Source organism: Actinokineospora enzanensis DSM 44649, from assembly GCF_000374445.1.
Taxonomy (GTDB): domain Bacteria; phylum Actinomycetota; class Actinomycetes; order Mycobacteriales; family Pseudonocardiaceae; genus Actinokineospora; species Actinokineospora enzanensis.
On the sequence record NZ_KB894407.1, the window covers coordinates 198,540 to 224,615 of the forward strand.

Here is a 26,076-nt window from a genome sequence, read left to right on the forward strand (position 1 = left end):
AAACGGCCCCGGCGACCGGGAAGCCTCGGGTCCGACCGGACCCGAGGCTTCGCCGCATGGTCGGAGAGCCCGTCAGGACACGCTGATGACCTGTGCCGGGCAGAGCTGGACGGCGGTGCGGGCGGCCTCCTCCTGGTCGGCCGCGGGCTCGTCGTGCAGCAGCAGGACCGTGCCGTCGTCCTCGCTCTGGTCGAACAGGGCGGGTTCGGTGAGCACGCACATCCCGGAGCCGACACACCGCGTGCGATCCACGGTGATCTTCATGGCGTCCCCCTCGTCGTCGGTGGATGTACCTCCATCATGCACCCACCGCGAGCGAGCCCGCACGCGGTGTGCGGGCGGGCGCCCGGCGGCTCACCAGCTGCCCGCGACCTGGCGGGTGGCGGCGTTGATCCGGTTCCACGAGTTGATGGCCGCGACGGTCACCAGCAGCGCCGAGACGCCCCGGTCGTCGTAGTGCTCGCGGACCCGCGCCCACAGCTCGTCCGACACCGGGTCGCCCTTGTCGGCCATCCGGGTCAGTACCTCGGTCAGCTCCAGCGCGACGCGCTCGGCGTCGGTGAAGAACGGGGCCTCGCGCCACGCGGCGACGGTGAGCAGCCGCTCGTCGGTCTCGCCCGCCTTGCGCATGTCCGTGCCGTGCATGAGGGCGCAGAGGCTGCACCCGTTGATCTGGCTGGCGCGCAGCTTCACCAGCTCCAGCGTGGTGTCCGGGACGCCCTTGCCCTTGGCCGCGTTGCCGAACGCCACCAGGGTCTTCATGGCCTCGGGGATGACGATGACCGGGTTGTCCATCCGAGCCTGCATTGCGGTCCCTCCACTGTTCTCGTCGGTTACAACAGCAGGACGAGGGACCGGGTCGGGATGTGACAGCCGGGGCTCAGTTCGGGGTGTGATCCACGGCACCCCCGCGCGGGGCGGCCTTCGGGTCGTCGACCGGGTAGGGCACGAGCGTGCCGAGCTTGCGCGCCGTCCGCGACTGCCGGACGTCCGCGTGCGGGAAGACCCAGCGCTTGAACGCCCACCAGCGGAACAGCATGGCGATCACGGTGCCCACGATGGAGCCGAACAGGAAGTCGGCGACCTCCTGGGTGAACGGGCTGACATTGGGCACCTGGAGGTCGAGCACGTAGCGGGAGAGCGCCAGCGGGCCGGTGTAGAAGAGGATCGAGATCCCGCTGATGACGAAGAACAGCGCCGCCTCGTGGTGCCGCTCGCGGCCGCCCCTGGTGTCGAAGGACCATTCCCGGTTGAGGATGTAGGACACGATGGTGGCCAGGATGACGCCGATGGTCTTGGCCACGATCGGCTTGGGTTCCAGGATGGTCAGCTTCAGCAGGTACCAGGTGCCGTTGTCCACGACGTAGGCGATGCTGCCCACGATCCCGAACTTCAGCAGCTCCCGGTGCTTCACCGCGAGCGGCCGCAGCCTGGGCGGCAGGGCGCGCAAGGCGATATCGCGAAACGGCATGGGGCCCAGGCTAGCCGATCCGGGCGTGGCGGTGATCACGCCCGGAACGGCCCGTTCCGTTTGTCCGGTGTGCACCCGGGCGTTCCTCGGCCGCCGAACAACGTGTCCGCGCCGGTCATCGCGGGCGTCGTGATATCGGATATCCGGTGGTCGTCAGCCGCGGCGGAAGAACTCGACCTCACCCAACGCGATGTGTTTGCCGGGTCCCAGTCCGGCCGCCGCGCGCACGGTCAGCTGGATCTTCACCACATCGCTGATCGCGGTGTCCTGCTGCTGCGGACCGGGTTCGTCGGCCAACGGGATACTGAACGACTGCGTGGTGCCGTCGGCGGTGGTCACGGTCGCGTCCAGCAGGGTGGGCCGCGCCTCGGTGGCGAACTCCTCCGGCTTGGCCGACGGGCCGGTGTGCGTGACCACGGTCAGCAGCCGGATCGGCTGGTCGAAGGTGGCCTCCAGCGAGGCGCCCACGGCCGGTGACCCCCAGTACTTGTTGGTGGCACCGTCGGTGGCCGCCTTGGCCGGGTGACCGGGCAGTTCCGCGGTCGCGGACACCGAGACCGGCACCGCGGGCACGGTCTTGGACGTCTTGTCCAGCACGTCCTGCACCAGCCGCTTGCCCAGCGGGTACAGCGCGATCCCGGCGATCACCAGGGCTATCAGCAGCGCCAACAGGATCAGCCTGCGGGTCAGCGCGCCCGATCCGCCTGCCTTGCGCGACTTCTGCGCGGTCCTGGTCTCCTCGGCCGTCTCGGTCAACGGGGTGGCGCAGCGGCGACAGAACTTCCGCCCCGGCGGGTTGGGTGTGCCGCAGTTCGGGCACGGCGGGCCTTCGACCGCGGTGTCGGCGATCTCGACCCGCTTGGCCGGACGGGGCGCGACCGGCCGCGCGGGCTGTACCGGCCGCGGGTCGGTGTCCTCGGGGTCGGGACCCGCGGCGGGTGACGCCTGCGCGGGTTCGGACGGCGGCCTGGCGGGCGGTTGGACGAGGGCGCTACCCCGCGCCGGAGTCGGTTTTCCCCGGTCCGGGGCTTGCGGCGAGGACGGCTCCGCCGCTTGCGGCGAGGCGGGCGACTCGGCTTGGGGGGAGGTCGGTGGCTGGGCCGGTGACTCGGCGCCGGGCGGCGTGCCCGGTATGTCGCCGGGGGGCTCGGGTGTGGTCCGAGGTGTGACCGCCTGCTGGGGAGCGCCGGTCTCGCCCCAGCCCAGATAGGTGCCGCAGTTGCCGCAGAAGTCGTCGGTCGGTCCCACGGCCGCCCCGCACACCGGACATGTCATGGCCGAGCCCTCCCGTCCGCCACCGCCACCGACCACCGCACGTGCAGCGGGCACGCGGTGGCCACGATCGAGCGCACCAGGTCCAGGTCGACCTCGCCGCCGTCCGACCACACCCGCACCGTGACCTCGCCGCCGCCGTCCAACCCGGCCCCGGGCGTCGCCGACCAGGTCGCGCCGGGCCCGTCCGAGACCTCGGCCCGCACGCCCGCGCACAGCCACAGCCGGGCGACCAGCCCGCGCGCCGTCCCGCGCCACCGGTGTGCGTCGGCGGCGCCCGCGACCGCAGCTCTGCGAACCGACTCCGGCCACCCGTCGGACATGTCCGCCGCCACCCAGGAGCCCAGCCACGCCACGAAGTCGGCGGGTGTGCACTCGGGCGCCAGGTAGGCAGCGAAGTTGTCCAAAGTGGACAACAAGGGTGCGAACACCACGTCGAGCCCGCCGGTGAGGCGTTGGACGAACCCGTCCGCCGCGTACACCGCCGGCAGGCTGTCGCCGAGCGGTCGGCGGGTGGGCAGGTCGGGGACGGCGGCACGGGTCATGGCTGCTCCACCGCCACCTGGTGCTGGTGCGAGAAGACCAACGCGTTCGGCTCCAGCTCCACCCGTTCGGTCGCCGTGCCCCGCCGCCCGGTGATCGGGTCGGCCGGGAACAGCCGCACACCCTCGACGCTGTCCACGCCCGGCAACCGTTGCAGCACCGCGAACACCGCTCCGTAGTGGACGGACTTCCCGAACGGCCACCCGCGACCGTCGTCACCGCCCCGCAACGGGTCCAGGTAGTGATACAGCGCGTCCAACGCGTCCCGCTCGGCGTCCGGATCGGACGATCGGATTCGGGCGACCACCGTGACGCCCTGGTAGAACGGCGGTTCCACGGACACCCTGGTCCCGATCAACCGGCGTTCGTCCAACCGTGCCGCGATCGTGGCCAGCAGCTCGTCCGGCGGGATCAACTGCTCGAACCGCAGCCGCTCGTCCCCGCCGCCGACCGCCACGTTCGGCACCACCACGACCCGTGCCGCCCCCGCTTCCTCGGGCATGCACCGGATCCGCGCGGCCGACGGCGCGGCCAGCCGGGCGAAGTGCTCGTAGTCCTCGGCCGTCACCGCGCGCTCCTGCACCCGGAGCTGGTGTGGCGCGCGGACCTTGGCCTCCGCGACCGTCTCACCGTCCACACCGCCCTGCGCCCCTTCGCGATTCTCCACCGACGCCACATACGGCACCGAGCTGCGCAACACCGAGATGGCGCCTCTGGCCACGTTCCCCGCGCGTCCGCCGCCGGTGCGATAGCGGGGGACGCGCACGTGCGCGCCCTTCGTCGGCACGGCCCCGTAGGCGCGCATCGACCCGTCCGCCTCCCGCACGCTCGGCGGGAACTCCACCTCGCCGGTGGTGGCGTCCAGGGTCACGTGCCGGTCGTCCGGGCCGGAGGTCCCGAAGTGCTCGACCACCGTCCACTCCGCCCAACCGTCCGTGGTGGACACCTCGACCACTACCGGCGGACCGCCCGGCAGCACCGGCACCCTGGCCAGCCGCAGCCGCTGGCCGGGCACGCCGGTGGCCAGACCGAGGCCGGTGTCGACGATCGTCTCGGCGTGCTCGACCGCGGTCCAGCCCCCGATCGTGTCCACCTCGGCCACCCGCACGGTCGGCGACTCCGAGTAGAACGGCTGCCCCTCCGCCGGTTCGACCGCCCGGCAGCGCAACCAGCCCGCGCGCACCCCCGCCGACACCGACTCCACGTGCCCGGCCGGGATCCGCAGCACCACCTCGCCGGGCCGGTTCAACCCGCCCGTCGTGTCCTCGAACGCCTCGCAGACCTGCCAGCCGTCCGCGGTCCACGCCTCCCACACCAGCGGTGGCTGGCGCGGGTCCACGCCGATGCCCTCCACCCGGCTGTCCAGCCGGACCGCCACCACGCACCGCGGCACCGCGTCGGTCAGCCCGAACAGCAGCACGTCCCCGGGCGCGGGCCGGGCCTGGAAGCACGGCACGTCGTGGCCCGCGGCCAGGTCGTTGGTGCGGTCGGTGTGCTCGCCGGACGCGCTGGAGGTCACCAGCCGGTCCAACGCGCACGGCACGACCGGCAGCTCCTCGACGGTGGCGAACACGACCGCGTCGCCCGCCTCGGTCTGCTGGGTCGCCACCTCGGTGCCCGCCGCCAGCGTCACGGTCTCCTGCCGGGCCGCCGACAGCCAGAACACCACCTCCGCGCGCGCCGCCGTCGGCGGGAACAGCCGGATGCCCAGCAGGTCCAGGAATGCCAGGTAGTGCCGCTCCGGCACCCGGTTGAGCCGGTAGATCGTCTGGTCGACCATGTGCGCGAACGTCTCGATCAGCGTCACCCCGGGGTCGGACACGTTGTGGTCCGTCCACTCCGGACTGCGCTGCTGTACGTAGCGCTTGGCCTCGTCCACCAGCTGCTGGAAGCGGCGGTCGTCGAGGTTCGGGGCGGGCAGCGCCATCACAGCTCTCCGGCGGGCTCGGACGGGATGGTGTAGAAGGGGAACACCAGGTTGCGGGGGTCGTTGGTGGAGCGGATCGAGTAGCGGATGTCGATGTAGAGCACGCCCGCGTCGACCGTGTCGAAGGCCACCACCACATCGGTCACCTCGATCCGCGGCTCCCAGCGCTCCAGCGCGGCCCGCACCTCGAACCCGATCCGCCCGGCGGTGGCGCCGTCGCTGGGGGCGAAGACGAACTCGTGGATCCCGCAGCCGAACTCCGGCCGCATCGGCCGCTCGCCCGGGGCGGTGCCCAGGATCAGCCGGATGGCCTGCTCGATCTCGCGCTCGTGCCCGACCATGGCGATGCCGCCGGTGGTGGACACCCCGGTCGGGAAGGCCCAGCCGCGCCCGATGAACCGATCGCTCACGGCCGCTCCCCGATGATCACGTTGAGCGCGCCGGTGAGGATGGTGCCACCGCACGCGGTCGGGTCGCCCACACACGCCAGCGGCAACCCGCCCACCAGCACCATCCGCGGCCGCGGCGTGGCGATGACGCGGTTCACCGGGGTCATCGCGTAGTGGATGGCGCACTGGTGCAGGGAAGTGGACACGACCGGCGTGCGCCCCGCGATGAACACCGTCGCCAGGCGCGGCGACATCGGCATCGGCGGGAACAGGACCCCGGTCGGGGGAGGGGTGCGGGTGTGCGTGGTGGTGTCGCCGATGCGGGCCGCGGGTGGCATGGCTTCCCTCCTTGTCGGTTCCGGACTGGCTGATGGGCTAGGCGCTGTCCGGTAAGTCTGGTGCGCGGGATCCGTGATCCGCCGCGCGGGCGCGGATAGCGTGTGCCGGACTTGCCGGACAGCGCCTAGTTGATGCGGACCACGCGGCCCGCCAGCGAGGCCGTCAGCCCACCGTCGATATCCACGCTCCGCTGGCCGTTGATGGACACCGCCCCACCGAACAGCGCCAGCTCACCCGATCCCGCGTCCAGCGTGATCCCCCGCGGCGTGAGCTGGATCGAGGCGAGCGAGCCGCGCCCACCCGGTCCGTGCACGGTCACGTCGATGGTGCTCGCGGTCTCGTTCATCCGGATCTCCAACCGGTCGTTCCCGCTGGCGATCCGTACCCCGGGCGGCCCGGTGAGCCCGTCGATCAGCTCCAGCCGGTGGCCCTTGCGCGACACCACCGACCGCCGGTTGACCCGCCCCGACCGGTCCACCAGCGGCATCGAGTGCGGCGACGGCACGTCCCGGCCGTTGTAGAGGCCGCCGATCACATACGGCTTGTCCAGGCAGCCCTGCTCGAAGGCGACCAGCACCTCGTCGTCGACCTCGGGGCTGAACACGCCGCCGCCACCCTGGCCGCCCCACTGCACGGTGCGCACCCAGTCGGTCTCGTAGGTGTCGTCCAGCCAGGGAAACGACAGCTTGACCCAGCCGCGCTGCCTGCCGCCGAGCTCCTTGACGTCGGTGACGATGCCGGACACGACGCCCGGGATGCGCGGTCCCCGGTCGATGTGCGGGGCGCTCGACGTGAGCGCGGCGAGCGAGCGGTCCGGGGTGGCGCTGACCATGACGGTCGTGCGGTAGCCCTGCTCGGGTTCGAGGGTGTGGTGCACGGCGGTGGTGGTGTACTTGCCGGAGAAGTCCGGGCCGACGTTGCCCAGGGCGATCGGGATCCCGGCGCGCAGCTGCGGGTCGCCCTCGGCGACGGCCTCGATCTCGCCGACGCCGGTGCTCACCGACTCGGCGCGGGACCTGGCGGTGGTCCTGGCCTCGGCCTGGTTGCCGTGCGGGATGTCGGTGACCAGCGCGGTGGCCTTGCCGAACGCGTTGGCCACCTTGGCGCCGGACATGCCCGGCTTGACCGTCTTGCTGGTCCCGGTGGTCTCGTAGGCGAGCACCTTGAGCTTGGTGTCGACGTTCCAGCCGCGCACGCGCACCGAGTTGGCCTGGTCGGACGCGGTGAGCACGGCCCGCAGCGCGAGCAGGTTGCGCCCGTACTCCAGGACGAACCGGTTCTGCGCGGCCCGGGTGGTCGGCGCCGGGGCGGCGGTGGCCTGCTTGGGTCGCACGAACTCGATGTTGCCCTGCCGGTCGGCGCGCACCACGGCGCCGTGCTCGCGGGCGAGGTCCGCCAGGAAGTCCCAGTCGGACACCCCGCCCTGGGTGCGCTGGGTGTAGACGACCCGCTCCGCCTGCACCCGGCCCACGCCGAGTCCGGCACCCTTGGCCACCTCGGCCACGATCGTCTGGGCGGTCGCGTTCCGGAACGCCTTGACCCGCTTGCCCCGGGTGAGCCGGTGCACCTTGCTCAGCGCCCGCACGATGGTGAACGACCCGGTGCCGTCGGTGTCCAGTTCGAGCGCGGTCACCTCGCCGCTGAACAGCAGCTCCTGGGCGCTGCCGTCGGACAGGGCGACCGACACCTGCAGTGGCTTGCCGATGGTGATCCCGGTGTCCACCAGCAGCTGGTGGTACGGGTCGCGGAAGGTCAGCGTGGCGGCGTCGGGCAGGCCCACGTTCTCGTCGACCACCGTCCGCACCAGCATCACCTGCCACGCCTGGGGCAGCGGCCCGGGAATGGCCACGATCGGGTCGGCCGCGTACGCGCGGGCCGCGCGCCCGGTCACGCCGGGCTCCCGGCGGTGATCGGGATCAGGATCTCGGTGCCCGGCGGCAGGTCCTGCGGGTCGTCGATGTCGTTGGCCTCGGCGATCGCCCGCCAGGCGCCCGGGTCGCCGTACTCCTGCCAGGCCAGGTGCGCGAGGGTGTCGCCCGCGATGACGATGTGCGTGCGGCTGGGCTCCGGCGTGCCGGAGGTGGGGTTCTGGTTGGCCGTGTCGGCGGTGGCCTCCTCGATGCCGATCGAGCAGGTGGCGCGCAGCGGGGTGCCGTCGGTGTCGAACAGCGTGTACTCCACCGAGAACCGGGAGAGCACCCCGTCGAACGAGGTGGTGCGGGCGCTGCCCCACTCGAACCGCACCCACGGGCTGGCGGGCTTCTTCGCGCGCAGGCTCTTCGGCGTCGGCACGCACCCGGTCATCAGCTGTTCGATCTTCTGCTCCACGGACTTGTCGTGCGTGTCGGTGGCGTCCAGGAGGATGTCCACCGACAGCGAGCGCGGCCCGGAGCCGACGAACTCCGGGGTGGACGACTGCGGCGCCATCCGCGCCGGGCTGCGCCGCCACTCGGTGCTCTTGGTCATCGACAGCTTGTTCGGGTTGAACTGGAACCTGACCGTCTCCAGCGTCGCCCCCGGTTTCGCGCCCACCTTCGGCGGCGGCTCCATGATCAGCAGCTGCGCCCGCGCCATGCCCCGGCTCACGACGCCCGCAGTCCCTCGTGCGCGATCTCCAGCGTCTCCACCGCCGCCTGTGGCGACCCCGGGTCGAACGACGGCCCCTGCCAGCTCACCGGCACGATGCCGAGCACCTGCCAGCGCGCGATCGGGGTCAGGTTCGGCTCCAGCGCCACGATCTCGCCGTTCTTCCGTTCGACCTTGCGCATCAGCTGCTCCAACCAGCGCGAGACTTTCGTGGTGTCGGCGGTGACCGGCCGGGACAGCGTGATGTTCGTCCAGCTGATCCGGGTCGGCAGCGCCCAGGTGAACCCGTTGTTCCCGCCCTCGGCGAACTGCTCCACCTCCACCTGGGCGCCCAGGCCCGAGCAGGTGTGGAACGCGCCGAGGTCGTCGCCGCCGATGGCGAGCCGGAAGAACATGCTGCTGGCGAAGATGCGGTCGGTCATCGCTGGTTCCTAACGGTCGTACGGGCGGCCCGCCCGGTCCCGCGACTGCCGCAGGTCGGCGCGCAACATCCGGCTGAGCGGGTCGAACAGCCTTCTGGCCAGCTCGTCGATGTGCTGTGGGGTCGGGGGTTCGGGTTCCGGTTCGCTCTTCTCGTCCTTGGCGTTCTTGCCGTCCTTGTCGGACACCGAACGCAGGTTGCCGCGCTCGGGCGGGTTGTGCGGGAGATCGGCGGCGGTGAACGGCATGAACGCGCCCGGGTGCGGTGGCGTGCGTTGCACGGGAGCCTGCCGCCCCGCGCTCCGGTCGGGGAGAGGTCGAATGGTCAGTCCGTCCTGTGTGGACGGTATTCCTGGGGCTGCGGGTGGGTTGATGTGCGGGACGAGCGGGGTGTGCCGTGGTCGGCGGTGGACCGGACGGACCACTGTGGACTGTGTGGTCCGTTGTGCCGGTACCTCGCCGGTCGACATGGGCCGGATGGATCGCTGGATCATCCCGACCGGCGGCAGTGCCTGCGGCGCCTCGGGGGCGACTCGCGCGGGCGGCTCGGACGACGGCGAACCCGGCTGTCGCGACGACGGGACGGGCATATCCGGGGTCGTCCGCCGCTGCGTGCTCGCCGCCATCCGAACCGGCGTGTCCGCCGCCTGAGTCGTGCCGGGGGTCGAGTGGGTCGGTGCATCCCCGAGCAGCCGGGTCACTGTGCTCACCGGGTGCATCGGCATGTCCTGGTCGGGGCGCATCCACGCTTCCACGGCCGGTGGGCTCGTGGTCACCGCTTGGAGCGGCATGTCGGGCGGGGCTGCCGTGTTCGCGGCCCGCTGTAGTGACGCGCCGGTCTGGTGGACCGGTGTGTGCGGGGTGGTGTCGGCCGACAGGGGCGGCTTCCTGACCTGGGTGTCCGGTATGGAGACCGCCGTGCTCGACGTGGTGCGGACCAGCGGGGTCGTGGTGCCCTGGGTCGGTGTGTTCGTCGTGTGCAGGTTCGGCGTTGTGGGGGCTGGTGACTCGACGGCCCTCTGCACCGGTGCGGTCGATGGAGTCCGGGGCGGCTCGTCTGGTGTCGGTCGGACCGAGGTGGACGGTGGCAGCGCGGGTACCCAGATCTGGCGCGTGGTTCGTCCGGTGGGCTGTGATCCGGGCGCGTTCGGGATGGCCATGCGCGCGAACGGCCCCACATCGCCGCGTGGTGGCGCGGTGGCGGTGGCAGGCAGCTCGGACAGTGGCTCGCCCAAGCCCTGCCTGGACCGCTGCACCCGCACGACCGGCCTGGCAGAACTGTCCTGTTCGGACTCGGTCGCGCGCTGGACCAGGCCGTGGCTCGTGCTGCTCGCGGATATGTCCGGCTGCTCGGTCGGCTCGACTGCCGGACGGTCGAAGCCGCGCAGCGGTGGGCGCTCGACAGGCTCGGGACCGGCAGGTGAGCTGTCACGCCGGACATCAGGCAGAGCTGATCGAGGGGCCGATGAGCTGGGGCGCAGGGGAGCAGGCGAACCACTGTCCGGCTGCCGCGTCGACGAGACGACAGGGCGGGGGGAGTCCGCCGGGGCGCTTGGCCGCGAAGTGTTCTGGATCGCCCGATTCGGCCGCGCGACCTGGTGGATTGCCGGTGCGGTGGTGCTCGGGGGAGTCGACAGCACCGGACGTTCGACGTCCGCGTCCCGCTGGATCGCCTGCCGCGCGTCGGGCGACTCGATCGACACCACTGGATGTTCGGGGATCGCCGGGATCATCTCGGCAGGCGCGCCACGCGACTCAGGCGAAGACGGCCGCGGCGCTCGCTGAACAGCGGGTGCCCCGTCCACCGACGTCACGGTCCGATGCGGTGCGGCTTGCCTGCGGGACCCTTGCTGCTCCGGTGTTGCGGCGCGCTGGATCGCTGCCTGCTCGACGCTCGATATCGGCCGGACGACCGGCTGGTCCACAGCGTCGTGCGACGGAGCAGAGGGGGCGACCGGCGGCTGTTCCGTGTCGCTGTCACCGATCACCGGATGGGAGTCCATCGGGGCAGCAGGGGACTCGCTTGTCGTGCCTGCCAGGGGAGTCCGCTGCGCCACCGGCGGCGTGGCCTCAGGCGAGTGAGTATCTTGCCGAACCGAGTCCGCCCGGTTGATGGGCGCCTCGGACCCCGGGCTCGTCGAAGGGCTGACGACCGGCCGCCGATCTGGGCGAACGACTCGTTGGATCGCGGCCGACTCGCCGCCGGAGGTCTGCTTGCCGGGACTCTGGCTGCCGGATACCCGGTCGTCTGAGGCTCGGCCGTTCGACGTCCGAGGACCCGGGGGCGTCGGACTCATGGGAGGAGTCCGACGAACCACAGGAGACTCGGCCACCGGCGGCGACTGAGGCTGGTCCGCGTACCCGGCCGTGGACCGTCGGATCTCGGCCGGGCGTGACCCGGTGGCTTGCGTGGCCCGAACCGGACGACTCTGCTCGACCGCCGCCGCCGAGTCCGATGTGGACACGTGGTCCGATGTGGACACGGAGCGGAGTCGGTGCACCGGGACCAGGTCCTCACCGGAGGGCGGCGTGGACCGGGTGACACCCCGCATCGTCCCCGCGGGCGCGTCCGCCGTGACCCCGTGCCCGATCCCGGTCATCAGCCCCGCCGACCGCCACGAGGCCAGCGTGCCGCGGAAGTCCGAGGCGGGCGGACGCGGCCGGATCACCGTCGGCATCGGACCGGTCTGCCGCCACTGGTCGACCGGCGCGGCCGGGACGGGCGGCACCGGGGCGCCCTGCATCGCCCCGGTGCGCGCCGCGGCCGTGTCCCGCTCGCGTCTGCGCCACAGCCGCATGTCACCCGCCCTCGTTCATCCGCTTGTTGATCCGCGCGATCTCGCGCACCCACGACCGCCGCTCGTCGTGCGTCAGGTCGAGGATGTCCGCGCGCGGCCAGTGGAAGTGGTAGGCGACGTACGCGACCTCCTCCAGCAGCCGGTCGGCCGCGTACGTCACGATTCCCCCAGGCGCCCACCGGCCAGCTCGACCTCGAACTCGGTCTCGCAGGTCGGGCAGCGCACCCCGGCCCGGGTGTGGCCCTCGCTGTTGACCCGGCGGTAGAACTCCTGCAGGAACGCGATGTCCGTGGCATACATGCGTTCCACCACGCCCGGGTGGATGTCGGTGATGGTGCCCAGCCTGGTGATCACCTGGGCGAGCAGCACCACGCTCAGGTAGCCGGGGTTCTCCTTGACCCGCACGTCGACCTGCGGGCGCAGCTCGTCGCGCGCGGTCGCCAGCCGCATCCGGCCGGTGCGGTGCAGCCTGCCCTGCTCGTCCAGATAACCGCGGGGCAGCTCGAAGTCGAACTCGGTGCGCAGGCCGCCCGGCTCGGCGGACTGCTCCGGGATGGCGGGCGCCGACCGGGCGGTGTCCGGGGCCGACTGGGCCGCCAGGGCGTCCAGGTCGGCCACCGACACCGTCCGGCGCCTCACTCCACCTCGATTCGCTCGAAGGTGACCGTGGCCTTCTCGTCCGCGCCGGAGGACTGGGTGGCGTTCAGGCCGGGGCCCTCCCACTTGCTGACCCAGGCGTCGAACAGCTGCATCCGCCGCACGGTGTCGCCCTTGGTGTCCATGACCTCGATGGTCAGGTTCTGCCGCGCGTCCTCGACATCGCCGTTGAGCAGCGTCTTGTTGATCCACTCGGTGAACTCGGGGCTCTTGTCCATGCCCCGGGTGATGGTCACCTCGCCGCCCTTGTGCCCGCCCGGCTGCTTCTTGTTGATGGGCTTGCCGCGGTCGGTGACCTGCATGCTCTCCACCACGTCCTGCTCCACCACCAGCCCGCTGACCTCCTTGATCGACTCGACGGTCACCCCGCCGAGCTGGACGCCGAACCGGTGTGTGGCAAGCGTGTCGCCCTCGGCCATGTGCTGTCCTCCCCACTCACTCGCTGATCAGGCTGGTGCTGTCGCTGAACTGCGCCAGCCGGAAGATGACGAACTCGGCGGGCTTGACCGGCGCGACGCCGATCTCGCACACCACCTGGCCCAGGTCGATCGACCCCTGTGGGTTGTTCTCCCGGTCGCACTTGACGTAGAAGGCCTCCTCGGCGGTGCGGCCGAACAGCGACCCGCGCCGCCACTCCTCGTGCAGGAAGGCCCCGATGTTGCGGCGGATGCTCGACCACAGCCGGTCGTCGTTCGGCTCGAACACCACCCACTGGGTGCCGACCAGGATCGACTCCTCCAGGTAGTTGAACAGCCTGCGCACGTTCAGGTAGCGCCACGCCGGGTCCGAGGACAGCGTCCGCGCGCCCCACACCCGCACGCCGCGCCCGGCGAAGGTGCGCAGGCAGTTGACGCCGATCGGGTTGAGCAGGTCCTGCTCGCCCTTGCTCAGCGAGATCTCCAGGTCCACCGCGCCGCGCACGACCTCGTTGGCGGGGGCCTTGTGCACGCCCCGCTCGGTGTCGCTGCGCGCCCAGATGCCCGCCACGTGCCCGCTGGGCGGCACGAAGGTGTTGCGGCCGGTCGGCGGGTCGAACACGCGGACCCACGGGTAGTAGACGGTGGCGTAGCGGGAGTCGTAGCCCGCCTCGTCCTGCCGCCACTCGCGCACCCGCTGCGCGCTGAGCCCGGGGGGCGCGTCCAGGATGGCGACCCGGTCGCCCATCTGCTCGCAGTGCGCGATCGCGGCCAGCTGCACGGTCTTGACGCCCTCGGCGTCGATCAGGCCGCGTTGGTGGGCGCTCATCAGGTCGGGCACCGCGACCATGGTGATCTCGTCGATGGTCTCCAGGCCGCCGAACCCGGTGCGGTCGGCCAGGTCGCCGACGTACTCCTGGGCGTCCAGCGGCGCGTCCGCGGCCCCGGCGGGCGGCACGGTCACCGACTGCTTGTCCGGCCTGGTCAGCGCGGTCCCCGGCGCCTCGGCCACCTCGACCAGCTTGGACCGCTCGGCGACCTGGGTGACCACGTAGCTCTTGATGTTGCGGCGGGTGGACACGTCGTGTGTCTCCACGACCTTGCCGTCCTGGCTGACCAGCAGCCTGAACCGGTCCTCCGGCGGGTTCTCGCCGTCCGCGTCGGCCACCTGCACGGTGATCTCGCCGGTGGCGCCGGGACGCGCGGTGATCCGCAGCCCGCCGAGGCGCACGGACTCGCCGCCGCTCGGCCGGGACTTGCCGGACAGCACGGTGTCGGTGGACCGGCCGCCGATGCGCACCACGTACGCGGCGCCGCCGCCGTTGGCGAAGTAGCCGTAGATCGCGTGCGCGAGGTAGGTGTGCTCGGTGAAGCCGCCGAACGTCTGGACGTACTGGTTCCAGTTGGTCACCAGGGTCGGCCGGTGGAAGGGCCCCTCCTCGGCGAACCCGACGAAGGCGGCCACCGCGGTGCCGACCCCCTCGATCGGCCTGGCCCCGGTCTGGACCTCCTCCACGTACACGCCAGGGGAGAGGTAGGACGGCATGCTCGCTCCTTCGTGTGCCCGGTTGGCTGTGCTCCACCCTGGTCGCCCGCGCGGGCCCGGCGGCAGGGCTCGCGGACCCCAGTCGTGGGCAACGCGGTTGCCTCTTCGGCCACGTTCCCGGCCGGGGAAACCGGGTTGCCCGGCCGTGTGCCCGGCGGTCCCTGGGGCTCGGCGGGTGCGTTCCAGTAGGACTGGTCGTATGCGCGAACACTCGCGGGACAGGCAGGTCGGCGACCAGGTGCGCGTCCCGTCGCGGGCGAGACCCGCACGGACCCAGGCCGACGAGATCCTGCGCCTGCAACGCGCGGTGGGCAACCAGGCGCTGGCCGAGGGAGACCTCGTGCACTCGGTACTGTCCGAGTCGGGGCGGCCGCTGGACACCCCGGTGCGCGAGGAGATGGAGTCCCGGATGGGTGAGGACTTCTCGGATGTGCGCGTACACACCGACACCTCCGCGCAGCGCTCGGCGGAGGAGATCGGTGCTCGCGCCTACACCTCCGGCAACCACGTGGTCGCGGGCGCGGGCGGGCTGGACAAACACACCCTGGCACACGAGCTGACACACGTGGTGCAGCAGCGCTCGGGTCCGGTGGCGGGCACCGACAACGGCTCCGGACTGTCCATTTCGGACCCATCGGATGCGTTCGAACGGGCCGCCGAGGCCAACGCGCACCGGGTGATGTCCGCCGCGCACGAGGAGCTGCCCGAGTAGGCTGCGCGTGGTGACCGCGACCCACGAGCAGGCCATCATCCTGATCACCGGCATCCAGGCGGCGGGCAAGTCCACCGTTGCCCAGCTGCTGGCCGAGCGCCTCCGCAACTCCGTACACCTGCGCGGCGACGTGTTCCGCCGGATGGTGGTCAACGGCCGCGCCGAGATGACCCCGGACCCGTCCCCGGACGCCCTGCGCCAACTGCGGCTGCGTCACCGGCTGACCGCGACGGTGGCGGGGGAGTACTTCCGGTCCGGGTTCACGGTGGTCGCCCAGGACGTGGTGCTCGGTCCGCATCTGGGCGAGCTGATCGGCGCCATTCACTGGCGGCCGCTGCTGGTGGTGGTACTGGCACCGAGAGCCGAGGTGATCGTCGCGCGGGAGGCCGCGCGGGCCAAGGACGCCTATGACGAGTGGACGGTGGCGGCGCTGGACCAGGGGCTGCGCACGGAGACGCCTCGGCTGGGGTTGTGGCTGGACACCTCGGACCAGACGCCTGAGGAGACGGTCGAGGAGATCCTGACCCGCGCGTGGAGCGAGGGGGCGATCGGGGGCTGACGGCTGTGTCGGAGTTCGAGGGGTCGGGTGGTGTGGTCGGGTCATTCGTCGGGTACCACGACCGCGCGCCTGCCGCGTAGGCCTGCGCGTGTTCCACTCTCGTCCCGTCGGGTTCCGACCGGGCCCGGGTTCAGGGTGGTCCAGGGTCACCTGTCGTTCCGGCGGGTACCTGGTCGGCCTGGTGCACCCGCCGGGATGCCTGCAGGCTGACGGTCCGCTCCGCGCGCGGTCGGATATGGACCTGCTCGAAGTGTTCGAGGCGGGTTCGCCACGGTCCGGGTGGAGTGTGTGTTTCGGTCATCTCCCGTTAGGCTTCCGGCCGTGTCATCGTCCGCTGCCTCCGACGACCGGCTCCGGGTGCTGGAAGCCGTCACCGACAGCGCCCTGGAGCATCTGGAGCTGGACGAGTTCCTGCGGGCCATCGTGGAGCGCGCGCGGGCCCTGTTCGACGTCGACACCGCCACCGTCCTGCTCTACGACGCGACCACCGGCCTGCTGCGGGTGTCGGCGTCGGTGGGCATCGAGGACGAGGTGTTGCAGGGTGTCACCGTGCCGCTCGGCGCCGGGTTCGCGGGCGTGGTGGCGGCCACCCGGGAGCCGCTGCTGCTCGACCGGGTCGACCGGGACACCGTGGTCAGCCCGGTGCTGTGGTCGCGCGGGATCAAGGCGTTGCTGGGCGTGCCGATGCTGGCCCGCGGCGAGCTGGTCGGGGTGCTGCACGTGGGCAGCACCGGCGACCGCCGCTTCGGCGACACCGACGTCGACCTGCTGCGCCTGGTCGCCGACCGGGTCGCGCTGACCGCCCGCACCGAGGTCACCCGTGCCGAACGGGCCGCGGCGGTCGCCCTGCAGCACAGCCTGCTGCCCGCCCGCCTGCCCGACGTCCCCGGCCTGGCACTTTCGGCCCGCTACGTCCCCGCCACCCGCACCGCGGTCGGCGGCGACTGGTACGACGTGTTCCCGCTGCCCGGCGACCGCTTCGGCATCGTGATGGGCGACGTCGCGGGCAACGGCCTGCCCGCCGCCGTGGTCATGGGCAGGCTTCGCAGCGCACTGCGCGCGTACGCGCTCGACCACGAGAGCCCGGCCCGGGTGATGACCAAGCTCAACCGCAAGGCCACCCACTTCGAACACGGCAGCATGGCCACGGTGAGCTACGCGGTCGTGGAAGCCGACCGCACCCGCGTCACCCTGTCCCTGGCGGGCCACCTGCCCCCGGTGCTGGCCGCTCCCGGCCGGTGCGCGGAACTCGTGTCGGTCCCCGTCGACCCCCCGATCGGCCTGTCGCTGGCGGGCGACCACCCCCGCCGCGACACCGTCATCGACCTGCCCCCGGGCGCCGCCATGGTCTTCTACACCGACGGCCTCGTCGAACGCCGCGGCGAGTCGATCGACGACTGCCTCGCCCGCCTCGCGAGTGCGGTCACCCCCGAGGACCCCGACCCCCTGTGCGCCCGCATCATGTCCCGCCTGATCGGCCACCAACCCACCCGCGACGACGTCGCCCTCCTGGTCGCGCGCCGCCGATGACCGGAACCGGTGCCGAAGGAGGCACGATGAGCGCGAGCCACCAGCCCGCCACCACAGTGGACGAGGCGAGCCTGCGGGTAGAGGTCGCCGCCAACCCGGAGGACATGGCCGTCATCCGCTCCGCCCTCCGCACCTGGCTCACCACCCACGGCGCCTCCGACACCCGCACCGACGAGATCCTGGTCGGCATCGGCGAAGCGGTGGCCAACAGCGTCGAACACGCCTACCGCGACGGCTCCCCGGGACGGGTGAGCGTGGCCGCCCGCTCCGGCGCGAACTCGGTGACGATCACGGTCACCGACCAGGGCCACTGGCGAGAGCCCCGATCGCCCGGCTCCGACGGCTATCGCGTCCCGCTGCGAGGACGTGGCCTCGCCATTCTCCGAACGGTGTCCAGCCAGGTCGACATCAACCCGGGCGTGGATGGCGACCTGGGCACGATCGTGACCGCCACTTTCCCCCTCATCCCCTGACCTCCCCTTCCCCGCCCTGCGCTCGCCATGATCATCGAGTCCGGCGCGAGACATGCCCCTCCCGCCCGGGGGCCGGCCAGCGCGTGAGTCTATCGCCGCAGGTCAGGGGCTTGAAAGAGGTGCCATCGGGGCTGCGGATGATTTCGCGGGGTGCACTGTTGTCGATGTTGATCGTCGAGCCTGCGTCCATGAGAATGGCTGAGGTACGGTCGTCGACGTCGAGCGTGATCGTGTGAAGCGAGGAAGGCGGCCCGGTGGGTGAGCAGGCTGGCCCTTACAGTATCGGCAGCGACGTGTGGCCGGGCGCCAGCAGGCTTATCGAAGAATGCGGCGAACTCATGCAGGTACTCGGCAAGCTCATCGGCTCCGGCGGCGCGACGGCCCATTGGGACGGGACGGACCTCCGCGCGAGGCTGACCGATGAACTGGCGGACGTGCGAGCCGCGCTCGACTATTTCATATTCGCCAACTCGATGCCGGACGCCGCTATCGCTGACCGGGCCGACAAAAAGCGCGCACAATATGAGCGCTGGCATCACGGCGACAACTGACCGGTCACACGTTGAGCGCGGCCCGGATCTGTGGCCGCAGCTCCCGAATGATCGACGAGTTGAGGCGGTTTGTCTTCGTCAAGAACAGGGTCAGTTGCGTATTGACTCGACTCGACATCACACGTGTGTGAAGAATGCGTCGCGCGACTACGCTTGCTTCTTCGAGTCGATCCTGCTTTATGTACAGACGGGAGAGCATGCCCAGGTACAGCACAAGGTCTCTGGAGTCTTCCAGACGCGCGATTGATACTGCGGCGGAGAGGTACTTCTCCGCGAGTTCGAAGTCGCCCACATCCTTGTAGGAGATCCCGGCGTTTCCGTCACCGAACTCTCCCCCAGTTGCATCCCACCTCTGCTGCGCACCCGCGACACCGCCGCACGCATCGCCCGCGCCGGAGAAGCCCCCGCCGACCAGGTCGATGTCCACCTTGACGCGCTACGGGAACGTCAACGCATCCTGTTCAACCAGAAGGCCGCCGACATGGCCGTCCTGCTTGGCACCGACGCGCTCACCCCACCGCCCAGCGACCTCGACATCTTCGGCGCTCAACTCGAATACCTGCTCAGACTCGCCACACATCCTCGCCTCGACATCCGCCTCACTCCCATCGTCCACGCGCCGGACCGACCGTTCACCCTGACCCGAACCCACAACACCACCCTCGCCGTCATCCACACCCGGCGAAGCACCCTCTGGTTTCATCGGCGAGAAGAACTCGACAACCTCTCCCGCGACATCGACCGGGCCCGCGCGTCGGCGCTCAGCCCCGACGACACCATCACCCATATCACCGACACTCTCCAACGACTCCGCGCCGAGAACGACCACAACACCGCCTATGACCTGGTCCGAGCCGGCTGACCAGCAGATGCCATGACCACGCCTACCGTGGTTGTGCGCGGAGCTGTCCACAGCAAGCCGTGGTGTGCGGTCTGTCAAGTGTCACTGCGCACCTGGGGCCCCTCCGGCGGGTTGTGGACAACTCGCCGGAGGGGCCCCCGATTTCCATTCTACCTGGGCAAATGGTCGGACGGGACAGTGGTTGATCTTGCCTGTGGACAACCTGGAGCCCGGATCCGCCCAGGCATCGGCTCGACTTCGGGTTCATGGGGTGGAGAGCCAGGGGTGGAATTCCGTGTCCCGGATGAGGTGGCCCTGTTTCAGGTGTTCCTCCCGGATCGACAGCATCAGGTCCCGCATCGTCACCGATCTCCCGGCTGCTGCGGCGAGGTAGGCCGCGCCGACGGCGCAGGCGCGGATGGCGCCGCCTGCCAGTTCGAAGCGGTCGGCGCAGGTGGTGAGGTCGACGTCGGCTGCGCGGGGCAGGTCGGGGCCCAGGCATGTCTCCCACAACAGCCTGCGGTGTGCGGCGTCCGGTACCGGGAAGGCGGCGATCACGTCCAGGCGACGGGTGAAGGCCTCGTCCAGGTTGGCGCGGAGGTTGGTGGTCAGTACGGCGATTCCGTCGAAGGATTCCATGCGCTGCAACAGGTATGCGGATTCCATGTTCGCGTACCGGTCCCGCGAGTCGCTCACCGCCGAGCGTTTGCCGAACAGGGCGTCGGCCTCGTCGAACAGCAGGACGCCGTTGACGCCCGCCGCTTCGGCGAATACCCGGTCGAGGTTCTTCTCCGTCTCGCCGATGTACTTGTCCACGACCGTCGACAGGTCGACCACGTACAGGTCCATGCCCAGGTCCGCCGCCACGACCTCGGCCGCCATCGTCTTCCCGGTGCCCGACTCGCCCGCGAACAGCGCCAGCACGCCCCGTCCGCGTCCGCCGCCGGGGCGCATTCGCCACGTGCCCAGGACCGTGTCCCGGAATCGTGCCCGTGCCGCCAGTTCCCGCAACTGGTTGCGTGTCCGTTCCGGGACGACCAGGTCGTCCCAGCCGACCGCGGGCGTGATCCGTCGTGCGAGGCGGGACAGTCCGGCGCCGTTCTGGCTGCGGATGCCCTCCCGCAGGTCGGCCACGGTGATCGCGCGCCCGTCCCGTTCCGCCAACCGGGACGCGACCGAGACGGCCGCGCGCATCTGGCCGCCGGTCAGTCGGAACGCGGACAGCTCGTTCTCCGGGAATCCGTCCAGCACGGTCGCCCAACTCGGGGCGGGACCGGCCTCGACCGGCACCGGTGTCACCGGTGCCCATTTCGGGTCCCACGCGCCGGAACCGTGCAACACCAGCGATACCTCGTGCGTCAACAACTCCCGCAACGCCGCGGGCGGCATCTCGTCGGCCGGTCCCACGACCAGGCACGCCCGCCGCAACCGGGCCTCCCGCACCAGCAACGGGACAAGTTCCACCGCGTTGCTCACCCCGCCGAGTGCAACAACCACCGCCGGGCCTGCAACTTCCGGTTCTCCGCGTACATAGACCGGCATTCCCGGCCGCACCGTGGCAATCGACAGCTCACAGCCGGAATCCGGGACTTCCCGCGGGCCGGGCAGGCCCGGCTCGATCCGGGCGCATCGGGCCAGTCGCGGGTCCAGGTCGTGCGATCCCAGCAGGTGTGCCGACACGGTGTCGGGTACGCGCAACTCCCGGGCCAGGAAAGGTTGATCCTCGGCGAGTACCTCCACCAGCCCGCCCGCCACCAGTGGCGCGTGTGGGAGGAAACGGAACCGTCCGGGACCGGCCTGGGACTGTCCGCACAGCGACAACGCCAGCCCGATCGTCGGTCGCCTGCGGGTGACGTCGTCGTTGAGGTAGCCGTAGAGCCGCTCGAACCGCGCGTCCAGGTCGGGGGCCAGGGCGACCAGCAGGAACTCCAGGTCCAGGCCGGTCAGCCCGAACGCGGCCGCCAGCTCGCCGTCCACCGCGTCCGGGATGTCGATCTCGGCAGGCACGTCCGGCGGCCCGGCCAGCAACTCCCGGACCGTCTCGTCCGTCAGGTACAGGCCGCGGTACGGGTCGGTCAGGCCGGGATCCCGGGCCGACCGGTCCGCCACGGCCTTGCGGACGCGGTGTTCCACCGCGCCCAGGCGGTGCCACAGACGGGACAGCTCGGTCATCGGCCGCCCCGACGTCGGCGGATCGGGACCCGGGGACGGGACGCGGCGAAACCGTCGGACGGGGCGGAACCCTCGTAGCGCAGGCGACGGTCCGGGTCGGCGCCGGTGCGGACCACCAGGCCGTCGGTGACCGGCGGGCCGACCGGCTTGCGTTCGCGCGCCAGCGGTGCGACGACCCGCAGGTTCACCGCCGCCTTCAACCGGCCCTCCAGTGCCGACCACACCTCGGTCGCGGCCTCCCCGTCGGTCACCGGGCCCGCCGACTGGAACAGCACCGACCGGCCGAGCTCGGCCAATGACCCGGTCAACCACCGAGGTTGCAACACGTCCCGACCCGCGACCGCTCGGAGTACATCGGCGAGCAATCGGTGCTCGTCGCGTGGTCGCGAGGTCCACACCGTGGCCAGGTAGGACAGCTGGAACCACAGCGGCGGCTCGCGACGGCCGAGCGTGGTGCCCTCCTCGTCCACCTCGTCCTGGGCGCCGGTGAGTCTGCGCGTGGTGTCCTCGCGCAGGTCGTAGAGAAACACGCTGATCGTCGGCGAGGTCAGCTTGGCCGCCCACTCCTTGGTCGGCGCCTCGAAGTCCAGGTCGACGCCCTCGGCGGGCAGGCCCTCCTCGGCCAGCATCAACCGCAGCGCCTCGTCCACCTCGTCGATCATCGCGGCTCTCCCCGGCTCATCGGCGGCTCACCACGCCCGGCGGCGCGATCGTGCCGCTGACCACCAGGAACGGTGTCGTCACCGGCCCGAACCCCGGCCCGCTCGCGGTGATGACGCGCGGCCCGGTCTGGTCCTTGGCCAGGATCAGCAGCTGGGCGGTGAACCTCCCGTCACCGCGCGGGAACGTCGGTGCTGCGGCGGCCGTGATGCCCGGCGTCCAGGTCAGCACCACCGGCGCGCCCGGCGGGAAGTCCTCGCCGCGCACCGACGTCACGAATCCGGGTTTACCGATCGGCGGCACCGCGACAATGCGCGGCAACAGCACCCGCAACGTGGTGCGGGCCTGGTTGTCCCGTCGGTCGTTGTCGGAACCGGTGGTCTGCAACGTGGCGGTGATCGTCGCGGTCAGCGGCGTGTTCGGACGCAACAGCACCTGCGTGACCGAGGTGGCGCCCGGGGCAAGATCGGGCACCGGGCACCCGGCCACGGCACAACCCGGTGGCAGTGCTCCGATCGGGATCTGCGGGGGCAATCCGAACCCGAGCCGCAGTCCGGTCGCGATGGACCCGCCGGTGTTGCGCACCGTGTAGGTCACCACCGTCGAACCGCCCACATAGGACGGATTCGGCTGCGCGACCACCGCGACACCGGGCCCGGCGGGCGGTGGTGGTGCCGGTGCGGGCGGTGGAGGCGGCGGGATCGTCGGCGGTGTCGTGGGTGGCGGCGGCGGGGGCGGGACGTCGACCGGGACGAGGGTGCTGTCCGAGTTGTCGCCCGGCCGGGTGTCGAGCACGCTGCCCGTCACCGTCCAGTCCAGCACGTGCGTCCCGGGGCCGACCGGCGCCAGATCGGCGGTCACGGTGACCGCGGCGCCCGGTTGGAGCAAGCCCAGATCGCACCGAGGCAGGTCGGAGGAACACGCGCCGCGCAATCGGATCAATCGGAGCCCGTCCGGCACCGCGACCTGCACGATCGTGACCGGCGACGGCCCGGGTCCCCGGTTGGTCACGGTCACCGTCACGGAGGTGTCGGTCCCGACCGTCGCGCGCGCGGCGACCGGCGGCGCGGTGAGGTCGAGATCGACCGCCAGCTGCCAGGTCGGCTCCTTCTGCCGTCCGGGCAGGTGCTCGCCCAGCCGGGTCAGCTTCCGGGTGGTCAGGTCGAAGATCACCAGCGACTCGGCCGAGTTGGGGTCACGCGCCCGCCGTTTGGTCAGCACGGCCTGGCTGCCGTCCGGCGAGAACGAGATGTCGCGCGGCTGGAACGGGCCGTTCGGCGCGGTCAACGGACCGGCGCACGAGGTCTGGTCGGTCGGCAGCAGCACCTCGCAGCCCAGGTTCGACAGGGTGACCCGCACCAGCCCGTCGTTCTCCCGGTTGAACACGACCGTGCGCCCGTCGGGGGCGAACGCGGGACTGTCGTCGGTCGTGTCGCACGCGAACCCGCACACCGCCGCGCTGATGTCCCGCTGCCGGTCCAGCCCGTCCGCCCGCGCGGTCCACACGTGCTGCGTGCGCGGCTGCCCCTGCGGCCCGCCCGCCACCGTGCCCCGGCTGAACGCCAGCACCTTCCCGTCCGGCGACCAGGCAGGCTGCGCGTCGTCCTCGTCCGCGGTCGGGTCCGGGTTCCGCAGCCGGGCCAGCACCTGTCCGTCGTCGACCCGCACGATCAGGATCCGGCCCGGCCCGCCCTCGCGGTTGGGCGCGCCGGGGGAGCGGCGCGCGATCGCCACCTTCGTCCCGTCCGGCGACCACGCGGCGTCGGTCTCCCAGTCGCCGGGTTTGCGATCGGCGAGCGGCAGCGGCGCGGCGTTGGAGCCATCGGCGTCGGTGAGCCAGATCCGCTGCACCCGCCTGCCGTCGATCGTCTCGAACCGGCTGACCGCGATCCGCCGCCCGTCCGGCGAGAAGCTCTGCCGCTGCGTCCACGGGTCGAACCCGTCGCCCGGGTCGAACAGCTTGCTGCTGTCGGTGCGCGCGGCCGGATCCTCGGTGAGTACGGGGATGCCGAAGTCGCGCGGATCGGCTCCGTCCGGCCGGATGTCCTGCATCGTGGCGACGTTGCGGGTGATCGGGTCGGTGCGGGTGACGACGAGCTTGCCGTCGAGCCAGGTGGGCGAGTCGACGCGGCGGTCCTCGGTGAGGAGGACCACCGGGTCGGCCTGGGTCGGGAAGGCGGCCTGGACTCGGTAGACGATATCGACCGTGCCGCGCGGTTCCGGATCGCCGGGACAGCCGCAGACGTGGTTGAGACTGAGGAAGAGCAGTGTCCGACCGTCGGGCATCCAGACGGGCCAACGGGTCTGCCAGCCCGCGCGGGTGCCGGTGAAGAGCGGGCCCGCGGTGGAACGGATGGTCTGGTCGTCCTCTGTGGACGGATTGCCGTCGGTGTCGAGGGTGTAGGCGATGATGTCGTCGGTGGGGTTCCAGGCCGGTTGGATCGCGCCGCCGACGGGCTCGTTCGTGACCTGGGCGGCCGCGAGGTGGGAGACCGGGGTGCGATAGACCTGCCAGTTCCCGTTGGCGTCACAGGAATAGGCGATCTCGCTGCCGTCGGGGGAGAAGCTGGGCCACTCCTCGTTGTCCGGGGTGTCGGTCAGCCTGCGCAGGTCGGTGCCGTCGGTGCGGACGAGCCAGAGGTCCCGCTGGTCGTCACCGGCCGCGTCGAAGGCCACCCACCGGCGGTCGGGGGACAGGTGCGGGTGCGCGGCGTCCATGCCCGTGGTGAGCCTGCGGATGTCGCCGTCGGCGGTCCGCAGGTAGACCTGCGGCTTGGCCTCGTCGCGGAGGCTGGTGAAGACCAGGAGGTCGCCGCTCGCGAACGAGTTCTGGTCGTAGTGCGCGGGAACCGTGTCGAAGATCGGATCCGAGTGCTCGGTCGACACCGCGACCCCGATGCCCCGGTGCTCGGTCCCGGCGTACGCGATCCGCTCGGTCGGCGCGGCCACAGTGGACGGAACCGGCCCCTGCCCCGCGGCGGGCACCTCGCACAGCGCCATCACCGCGACGAGCACGGCCCCCAACCGGACAAGCCCTCCACGTCGCTCCACAGCTCTCGATCCTGGCGGCCGGGTGGGTCCTGGCCGAGGAGCGCGGGGGCATGTCCGGGGGAAGGTGGGGGAGGGGGATCGGGCAAGGCGCGGGCCGGGTTGTGCACAACCTCGCCGATTCATGCACAGCTCACGGTCGGGGGATATCGACAGCTTTCATGATCGCCTAGGGTTCCTCGTATAGGGCGGGTTTGCCCCCGGGTGGGTGGGGGCGTGTCGTGGGGTGGGATGCGGGGGAGTGCGGGCATTCCGCGGTGTGGCGGGGATTTCGGGTGCCCGTTTCGCGTGGGGTGGAATCAAGGGAGTCGCGAAGGCATCTCGTGCACGGCACGCTCCTACCGGCCCGGAGGTGGTCGGCGTCGGCAGGGGGTGGCAGGGGTTGTGCAGGGCCGGTGGGGATCGGGGTGCGGGGATCAGATCAGGCCCTGGCGGAGCGCGTAGCCGACGGCGTGGGCGCGGTTTCGGAGGTGGAGACGGGTGGTGATCTCGTGCAGGATGTTCTTCACCGTCCGTTCCGAGTAGGACATCTTGTCGGCGATCTCGCCGGTGTCGAAACCCTCCGCGATCAGGCGCAGGACGTCGACCTCGCGGGCGGTCAGCGTCGAGAGGGTCAGGCCGCGCGGGTCGAGTACCTCGCGCTGGAGGCGGCCGACGTGGTCGATGAGCTGGCCGAGGAGGTCGCCGGGGAGGACGCCCTCGCCGCGGGACATGGCGGTGACCATGTCGGTGAGGCGGTCGGCGCTGGCCGTGGCGCGGCGCAGGACGGCCGCGACGCCGCATTCCAGGGCGGTCTGCAGGGCGGTGCGTTCGAAGCGGCCGACGACCAGGCCGACGCGGGAGGTGGTGTGCCGGAGTTTGCGCAGGACCTGGACCGCCGAGTCGTCGACCTGGTCGACCACCACGAGGGCGACCGCGGCGGTGTGCGCGTCGGTGTCCGCGAGCAGCTCGACCGTCGGCTGGTGGCGGAGCTGGTGCACGACGCCCGCGCGCAGGATCGGGTCCTCGGCGTGGACGGCGACGGCGACCCGGTGCGTCGGGCCGCCGTAGGTGGTGGTGATCGGTTCGATCGTGGTGGTCATGTCTCTCCCTCCAAGGCAGGGCAATCGGTGTGCCCCGGCTGTGCCCGCGCGCCCCTGCCCGCCTCCACGGCACGGGCCTAGCGT

General features: G+C 71.5%; 29 protein-coding genes. 8 read left to right on the forward strand and 21 right to left on the reverse strand.

All coding sequences use genetic code 11. The features are described from left to right. Positions 1-72: 72 nt before the first annotated feature. The 12 genes from C503_RS0109090 to C503_RS38735 all read right to left on the reverse strand — a co-directional run bounded on the left by C503_RS0109090 (position 73) and on the right by C503_RS38735 (position 9,228). Positions 73-264, reverse strand: a complete 192-nt coding sequence (locus C503_RS0109090) for a ferredoxin (protein ID WP_018681880.1) — start codon at positions 262-264, stop codon at positions 73-75. Positions 265-354: 90 nt separating this feature from the next. Next, positions 355-807: a carboxymuconolactone decarboxylase family protein gene (locus C503_RS0109095; protein WP_026316109.1), complete on the reverse strand. Its 453-nt coding sequence runs from the start codon at positions 805-807 to the stop codon at positions 355-357. 73 nt (positions 808-880) lie between these two features. Then, entirely contained in the window at positions 881-1,471 is a 591-nt protein-coding gene (locus C503_RS0109100) for a GtrA family protein (protein ID WP_018681882.1), read from the reverse strand. Between the two features lie 153 nt (positions 1,472-1,624). Beyond that, a complete protein-coding gene (locus C503_RS0109105) occupies positions 1,625-2,719 on the reverse strand; it encodes an NADase-type glycan-binding domain-containing protein (protein WP_211222356.1) in 1,095 nt (364 codons plus the stop codon). Between the two features lie 23 nt (positions 2,720-2,742). After that, positions 2,743-3,288 carry a phage tail protein gene (locus tag C503_RS0109110; protein WP_018681884.1) on the reverse strand — a complete coding sequence of 182 codons (546 nt, stop codon included), beginning with the start codon at positions 3,286-3,288 and terminating at the stop codon, positions 2,743-2,745. Then, positions 3,285-5,213, reverse strand: coding sequence for a putative baseplate assembly protein (locus tag C503_RS0109115; protein WP_018681885.1), 1,929 nt, complete (start codon positions 5,211-5,213; stop codon positions 3,285-3,287). The genes C503_RS0109110 and C503_RS0109115 overlap by 4 nt, the downstream gene beginning before the upstream one ends. Then, positions 5,213-5,623 carry a GPW/gp25 family protein gene (locus tag C503_RS0109120; RefSeq protein WP_018681886.1) on the reverse strand — a complete coding sequence of 137 codons (411 nt, stop codon included), beginning with the start codon at positions 5,621-5,623 and terminating at the stop codon, positions 5,213-5,215. Before C503_RS0109120 ends, C503_RS0109115 begins: the two co-directional genes overlap by 1 nt. Then, positions 5,620-5,940: a PAAR domain-containing protein gene (locus tag C503_RS0109125; protein ID WP_018681887.1), complete on the reverse strand. Its 321-nt coding sequence runs from the start codon at positions 5,938-5,940 to the stop codon at positions 5,620-5,622. The genes C503_RS0109120 and C503_RS0109125 overlap by 4 nt, the downstream gene beginning before the upstream one ends. A gap of 125 nt (positions 5,941-6,065) precedes the next feature. Next, entirely contained in the window at positions 6,066-7,832 is a 1,767-nt protein-coding gene (locus C503_RS0109130) for a VgrG-related protein (RefSeq protein ID WP_018681888.1), read from the reverse strand. Continuing rightward, positions 7,829-8,527 (reverse strand): CIS tube protein, encoded by a 699-nt coding sequence (locus C503_RS0109135; protein ID WP_245572433.1) that lies wholly within the window; start codon positions 8,525-8,527, stop codon positions 7,829-7,831. Before C503_RS0109135 ends, C503_RS0109130 begins: the two co-directional genes overlap by 4 nt. Beyond that, positions 8,524-8,949, reverse strand: a complete 426-nt coding sequence (locus C503_RS0109140; protein WP_018681890.1) for a phage tail protein — start codon at positions 8,947-8,949, stop codon at positions 8,524-8,526. The genes C503_RS0109135 and C503_RS0109140 overlap by 4 nt, the downstream gene beginning before the upstream one ends. Before the next feature lie 9 nt (positions 8,950-8,958). Next, positions 8,959-9,228, reverse strand: a complete 270-nt coding sequence (locus C503_RS38735) for a hypothetical protein (RefSeq protein ID WP_018681891.1) — start codon at positions 9,226-9,228, stop codon at positions 8,959-8,961. 196 nt (positions 9,229-9,424) lie between these two features. Here C503_RS38735 and C503_RS38740 point away from each other — a divergent pair, with 196 nt between their 5' ends. Both C503_RS38740 and C503_RS0109155 read left to right on the forward strand, forming a co-directional pair. After that, complete coding sequence (locus tag C503_RS38740; RefSeq protein WP_156893090.1) at positions 9,425-9,598, forward strand: hypothetical protein; 174 nt, start codon at positions 9,425-9,427, stop codon at positions 9,596-9,598. A gap of 72 nt (positions 9,599-9,670) precedes the next feature. Beyond that, entirely contained in the window at positions 9,671-10,732 is a 1,062-nt protein-coding gene (locus tag C503_RS0109155; RefSeq protein WP_156893091.1) for a hypothetical protein, read from the forward strand. 1,014 nt (positions 10,733-11,746) lie between these two features. Here C503_RS0109155 and C503_RS46745 read toward each other — a convergent pair. The 4 genes from C503_RS46745 to C503_RS0109175 are packed head-to-tail and all read right to left on the reverse strand — an operon-like array spanning position 11,747 to position 14,364. Continuing rightward, on the reverse strand, positions 11,747-11,905 hold the full coding sequence (locus C503_RS46745) for a DUF6760 family protein (protein ID WP_018681894.1): 159 nt from the start codon (positions 11,903-11,905) through the stop codon (positions 11,747-11,749). Continuing rightward, complete coding sequence (locus C503_RS0109165; protein ID WP_026316111.1) at positions 11,902-12,384, reverse strand: hypothetical protein; 483 nt, start codon at positions 12,382-12,384, stop codon at positions 11,902-11,904. Before C503_RS0109165 ends, C503_RS46745 begins: the two co-directional genes overlap by 4 nt. Beyond that, complete coding sequence (locus C503_RS0109170) at positions 12,381-12,821, reverse strand: phage tail protein (protein ID WP_018681896.1); 441 nt, start codon at positions 12,819-12,821, stop codon at positions 12,381-12,383. The genes C503_RS0109165 and C503_RS0109170 overlap by 4 nt, the downstream gene beginning before the upstream one ends. A gap of 16 nt (positions 12,822-12,837) precedes the next feature. Continuing rightward, a complete protein-coding gene (locus tag C503_RS0109175) occupies positions 12,838-14,364 on the reverse strand; it encodes a phage tail sheath family protein (protein WP_018681897.1) in 1,527 nt (508 codons plus the stop codon). 199 nt (positions 14,365-14,563) lie between these two features. Between C503_RS0109175 and C503_RS38745 the strand changes: the two genes are divergently transcribed. The 5 genes from C503_RS38745 (at position 14,564) to C503_RS0109200 (ending at position 18,189) form a co-directional block, all read left to right on the forward strand. After that, positions 14,564-15,076 (forward strand): eCIS core domain-containing protein, encoded by a 513-nt coding sequence (locus C503_RS38745; RefSeq protein ID WP_018681898.1) that lies wholly within the window; start codon positions 14,564-14,566, stop codon positions 15,074-15,076. 10 nt (positions 15,077-15,086) lie between these two features. Next, on the forward strand, positions 15,087-15,635 hold the full coding sequence (locus C503_RS0109185) for an AAA family ATPase (RefSeq protein WP_211222357.1): 549 nt from the start codon (positions 15,087-15,089) through the stop codon (positions 15,633-15,635). 321 nt (positions 15,636-15,956) lie between these two features. Beyond that, positions 15,957-17,165 carry a PP2C family protein-serine/threonine phosphatase gene (locus C503_RS0109190; RefSeq protein ID WP_026316112.1) on the forward strand — a complete coding sequence of 403 codons (1,209 nt, stop codon included), beginning with the start codon at positions 15,957-15,959 and terminating at the stop codon, positions 17,163-17,165. 26 nt (positions 17,166-17,191) lie between these two features. Beyond that, a complete protein-coding gene (locus tag C503_RS38750) occupies positions 17,192-17,638 on the forward strand; it encodes an ATP-binding protein (protein WP_018681901.1) in 447 nt (148 codons plus the stop codon). A 254-nt stretch (positions 17,639-17,892) separates the two neighbouring features. Beyond that, positions 17,893-18,189: a hypothetical protein gene (locus tag C503_RS0109200; RefSeq protein WP_018681903.1), complete on the forward strand. Its 297-nt coding sequence runs from the start codon at positions 17,893-17,895 to the stop codon at positions 18,187-18,189. Between the two features lie 4 nt (positions 18,190-18,193). Here the strand turns inward: C503_RS0109200 and C503_RS0109205 are convergent, their stop codons facing one another. Next, positions 18,194-18,616 (reverse strand): tetratricopeptide repeat protein, encoded by a 423-nt coding sequence (locus C503_RS0109205; protein ID WP_018681904.1) that lies wholly within the window; start codon positions 18,614-18,616, stop codon positions 18,194-18,196. Here C503_RS0109205 and C503_RS0109210 point away from each other — a divergent pair. After that, on the forward strand, positions 18,545-19,051 hold the full coding sequence (locus C503_RS0109210) for a Scr1 family TA system antitoxin-like transcriptional regulator (RefSeq protein ID WP_245572439.1): 507 nt from the start codon (positions 18,545-18,547) through the stop codon (positions 19,049-19,051). The genes C503_RS0109205 and C503_RS0109210 overlap by 72 nt on opposite strands. A gap of 243 nt (positions 19,052-19,294) precedes the next feature. Here the strand turns inward: C503_RS0109210 and C503_RS0109215 are convergent, their stop codons facing one another. The 4 genes from C503_RS0109215 to C503_RS0109230 form a co-directional block, all read right to left on the reverse strand. Continuing rightward, positions 19,295-21,202 (reverse strand): ATP-binding protein, encoded by a 1,908-nt coding sequence (locus C503_RS0109215; RefSeq protein WP_018681906.1) that lies wholly within the window; start codon positions 21,200-21,202, stop codon positions 19,295-19,297. Then, positions 21,199-21,864: a Pvc16 family protein gene (locus tag C503_RS0109220; protein ID WP_018681907.1), complete on the reverse strand. Its 666-nt coding sequence runs from the start codon at positions 21,862-21,864 to the stop codon at positions 21,199-21,201. Before C503_RS0109220 ends, C503_RS0109215 begins: the two co-directional genes overlap by 4 nt. 16 nt (positions 21,865-21,880) lie before the next feature. Further along, positions 21,881-24,913, reverse strand: a complete 3,033-nt coding sequence (locus tag C503_RS0109225; protein ID WP_245572434.1) for a hypothetical protein — start codon at positions 24,911-24,913, stop codon at positions 21,881-21,883. 413 nt (positions 24,914-25,326) lie between these two features. Beyond that, entirely contained in the window at positions 25,327-25,992 is a 666-nt protein-coding gene (locus C503_RS0109230; RefSeq protein ID WP_018681909.1) for a helix-turn-helix transcriptional regulator, read from the reverse strand. Positions 25,993-26,076 lie beyond the last annotated feature (84 nt).

Excerpts from the sequence above, each read along its gene's own strand:
- C503_RS0109155 (WP_156893091.1), top strand. The coding sequence starts at position 9,671 with ATGTCCTGGTCGGGGCGCATCCACGCTTCCACGGCCGGTGGGCTCGTG.
- C503_RS0109230 (WP_018681909.1), bottom strand. The coding sequence starts at position 25,992 with ATGACCACCACGATCGAACCGATCACCACCACCTACGGCGGCCCGACG.
- C503_RS38740 (WP_156893090.1), top strand. The coding sequence starts at position 9,425 with ATGGATCGCTGGATCATCCCGACCGGCGGCAGTGCCTGCGGCGCCTCG.
- C503_RS0109140 (WP_018681890.1), bottom strand. The coding sequence starts at position 8,949 with ATGACCGACCGCATCTTCGCCAGCAGCATGTTCTTCCGGCTCGCCATC.
- C503_RS38750 (WP_018681901.1), top strand. The coding sequence starts at position 17,192 with ATGAGCGCGAGCCACCAGCCCGCCACCACAGTGGACGAGGCGAGCCTG.
- C503_RS0109100 (WP_018681882.1), bottom strand. The coding sequence starts at position 1,471 with ATGCCGTTTCGCGATATCGCCTTGCGCGCCCTGCCGCCCAGGCTGCGG.
- C503_RS0109175 (WP_018681897.1), bottom strand. The coding sequence starts at position 14,364 with ATGCCGTCCTACCTCTCCCCTGGCGTGTACGTGGAGGAGGTCCAGACC.
- C503_RS0109110 (WP_018681884.1), bottom strand. The coding sequence starts at position 3,288 with ATGACCCGTGCCGCCGTCCCCGACCTGCCCACCCGCCGACCGCTCGGC.
- C503_RS0109125 (WP_018681887.1), bottom strand. The coding sequence starts at position 5,940 with ATGCCACCCGCGGCCCGCATCGGCGACACCACCACGCACACCCGCACC.
- C503_RS38745 (WP_018681898.1), top strand. The coding sequence starts at position 14,564 with ATGCGCGAACACTCGCGGGACAGGCAGGTCGGCGACCAGGTGCGCGTC.
- C503_RS0109095 (WP_026316109.1), bottom strand. The coding sequence starts at position 807 with ATGCAGGCTCGGATGGACAACCCGGTCATCGTCATCCCCGAGGCCATG.
- C503_RS0109215 (WP_018681906.1), bottom strand. The coding sequence starts at position 21,202 with ATGACCGAGCTGTCCCGTCTGTGGCACCGCCTGGGCGCGGTGGAACAC.
- C503_RS0109170 (WP_018681896.1), bottom strand. The coding sequence starts at position 12,821 with ATGGCCGAGGGCGACACGCTTGCCACACACCGGTTCGGCGTCCAGCTC.
- C503_RS0109090 (WP_018681880.1), bottom strand. The coding sequence starts at position 264 with ATGAAGATCACCGTGGATCGCACGCGGTGTGTCGGCTCCGGGATGTGC.
- C503_RS0109115 (WP_018681885.1), bottom strand. The coding sequence starts at position 5,213 with ATGGCGCTGCCCGCCCCGAACCTCGACGACCGCCGCTTCCAGCAGCTG.
- C503_RS0109220 (WP_018681907.1), bottom strand. The coding sequence starts at position 21,864 with ATGATCGACGAGGTGGACGAGGCGCTGCGGTTGATGCTGGCCGAGGAG.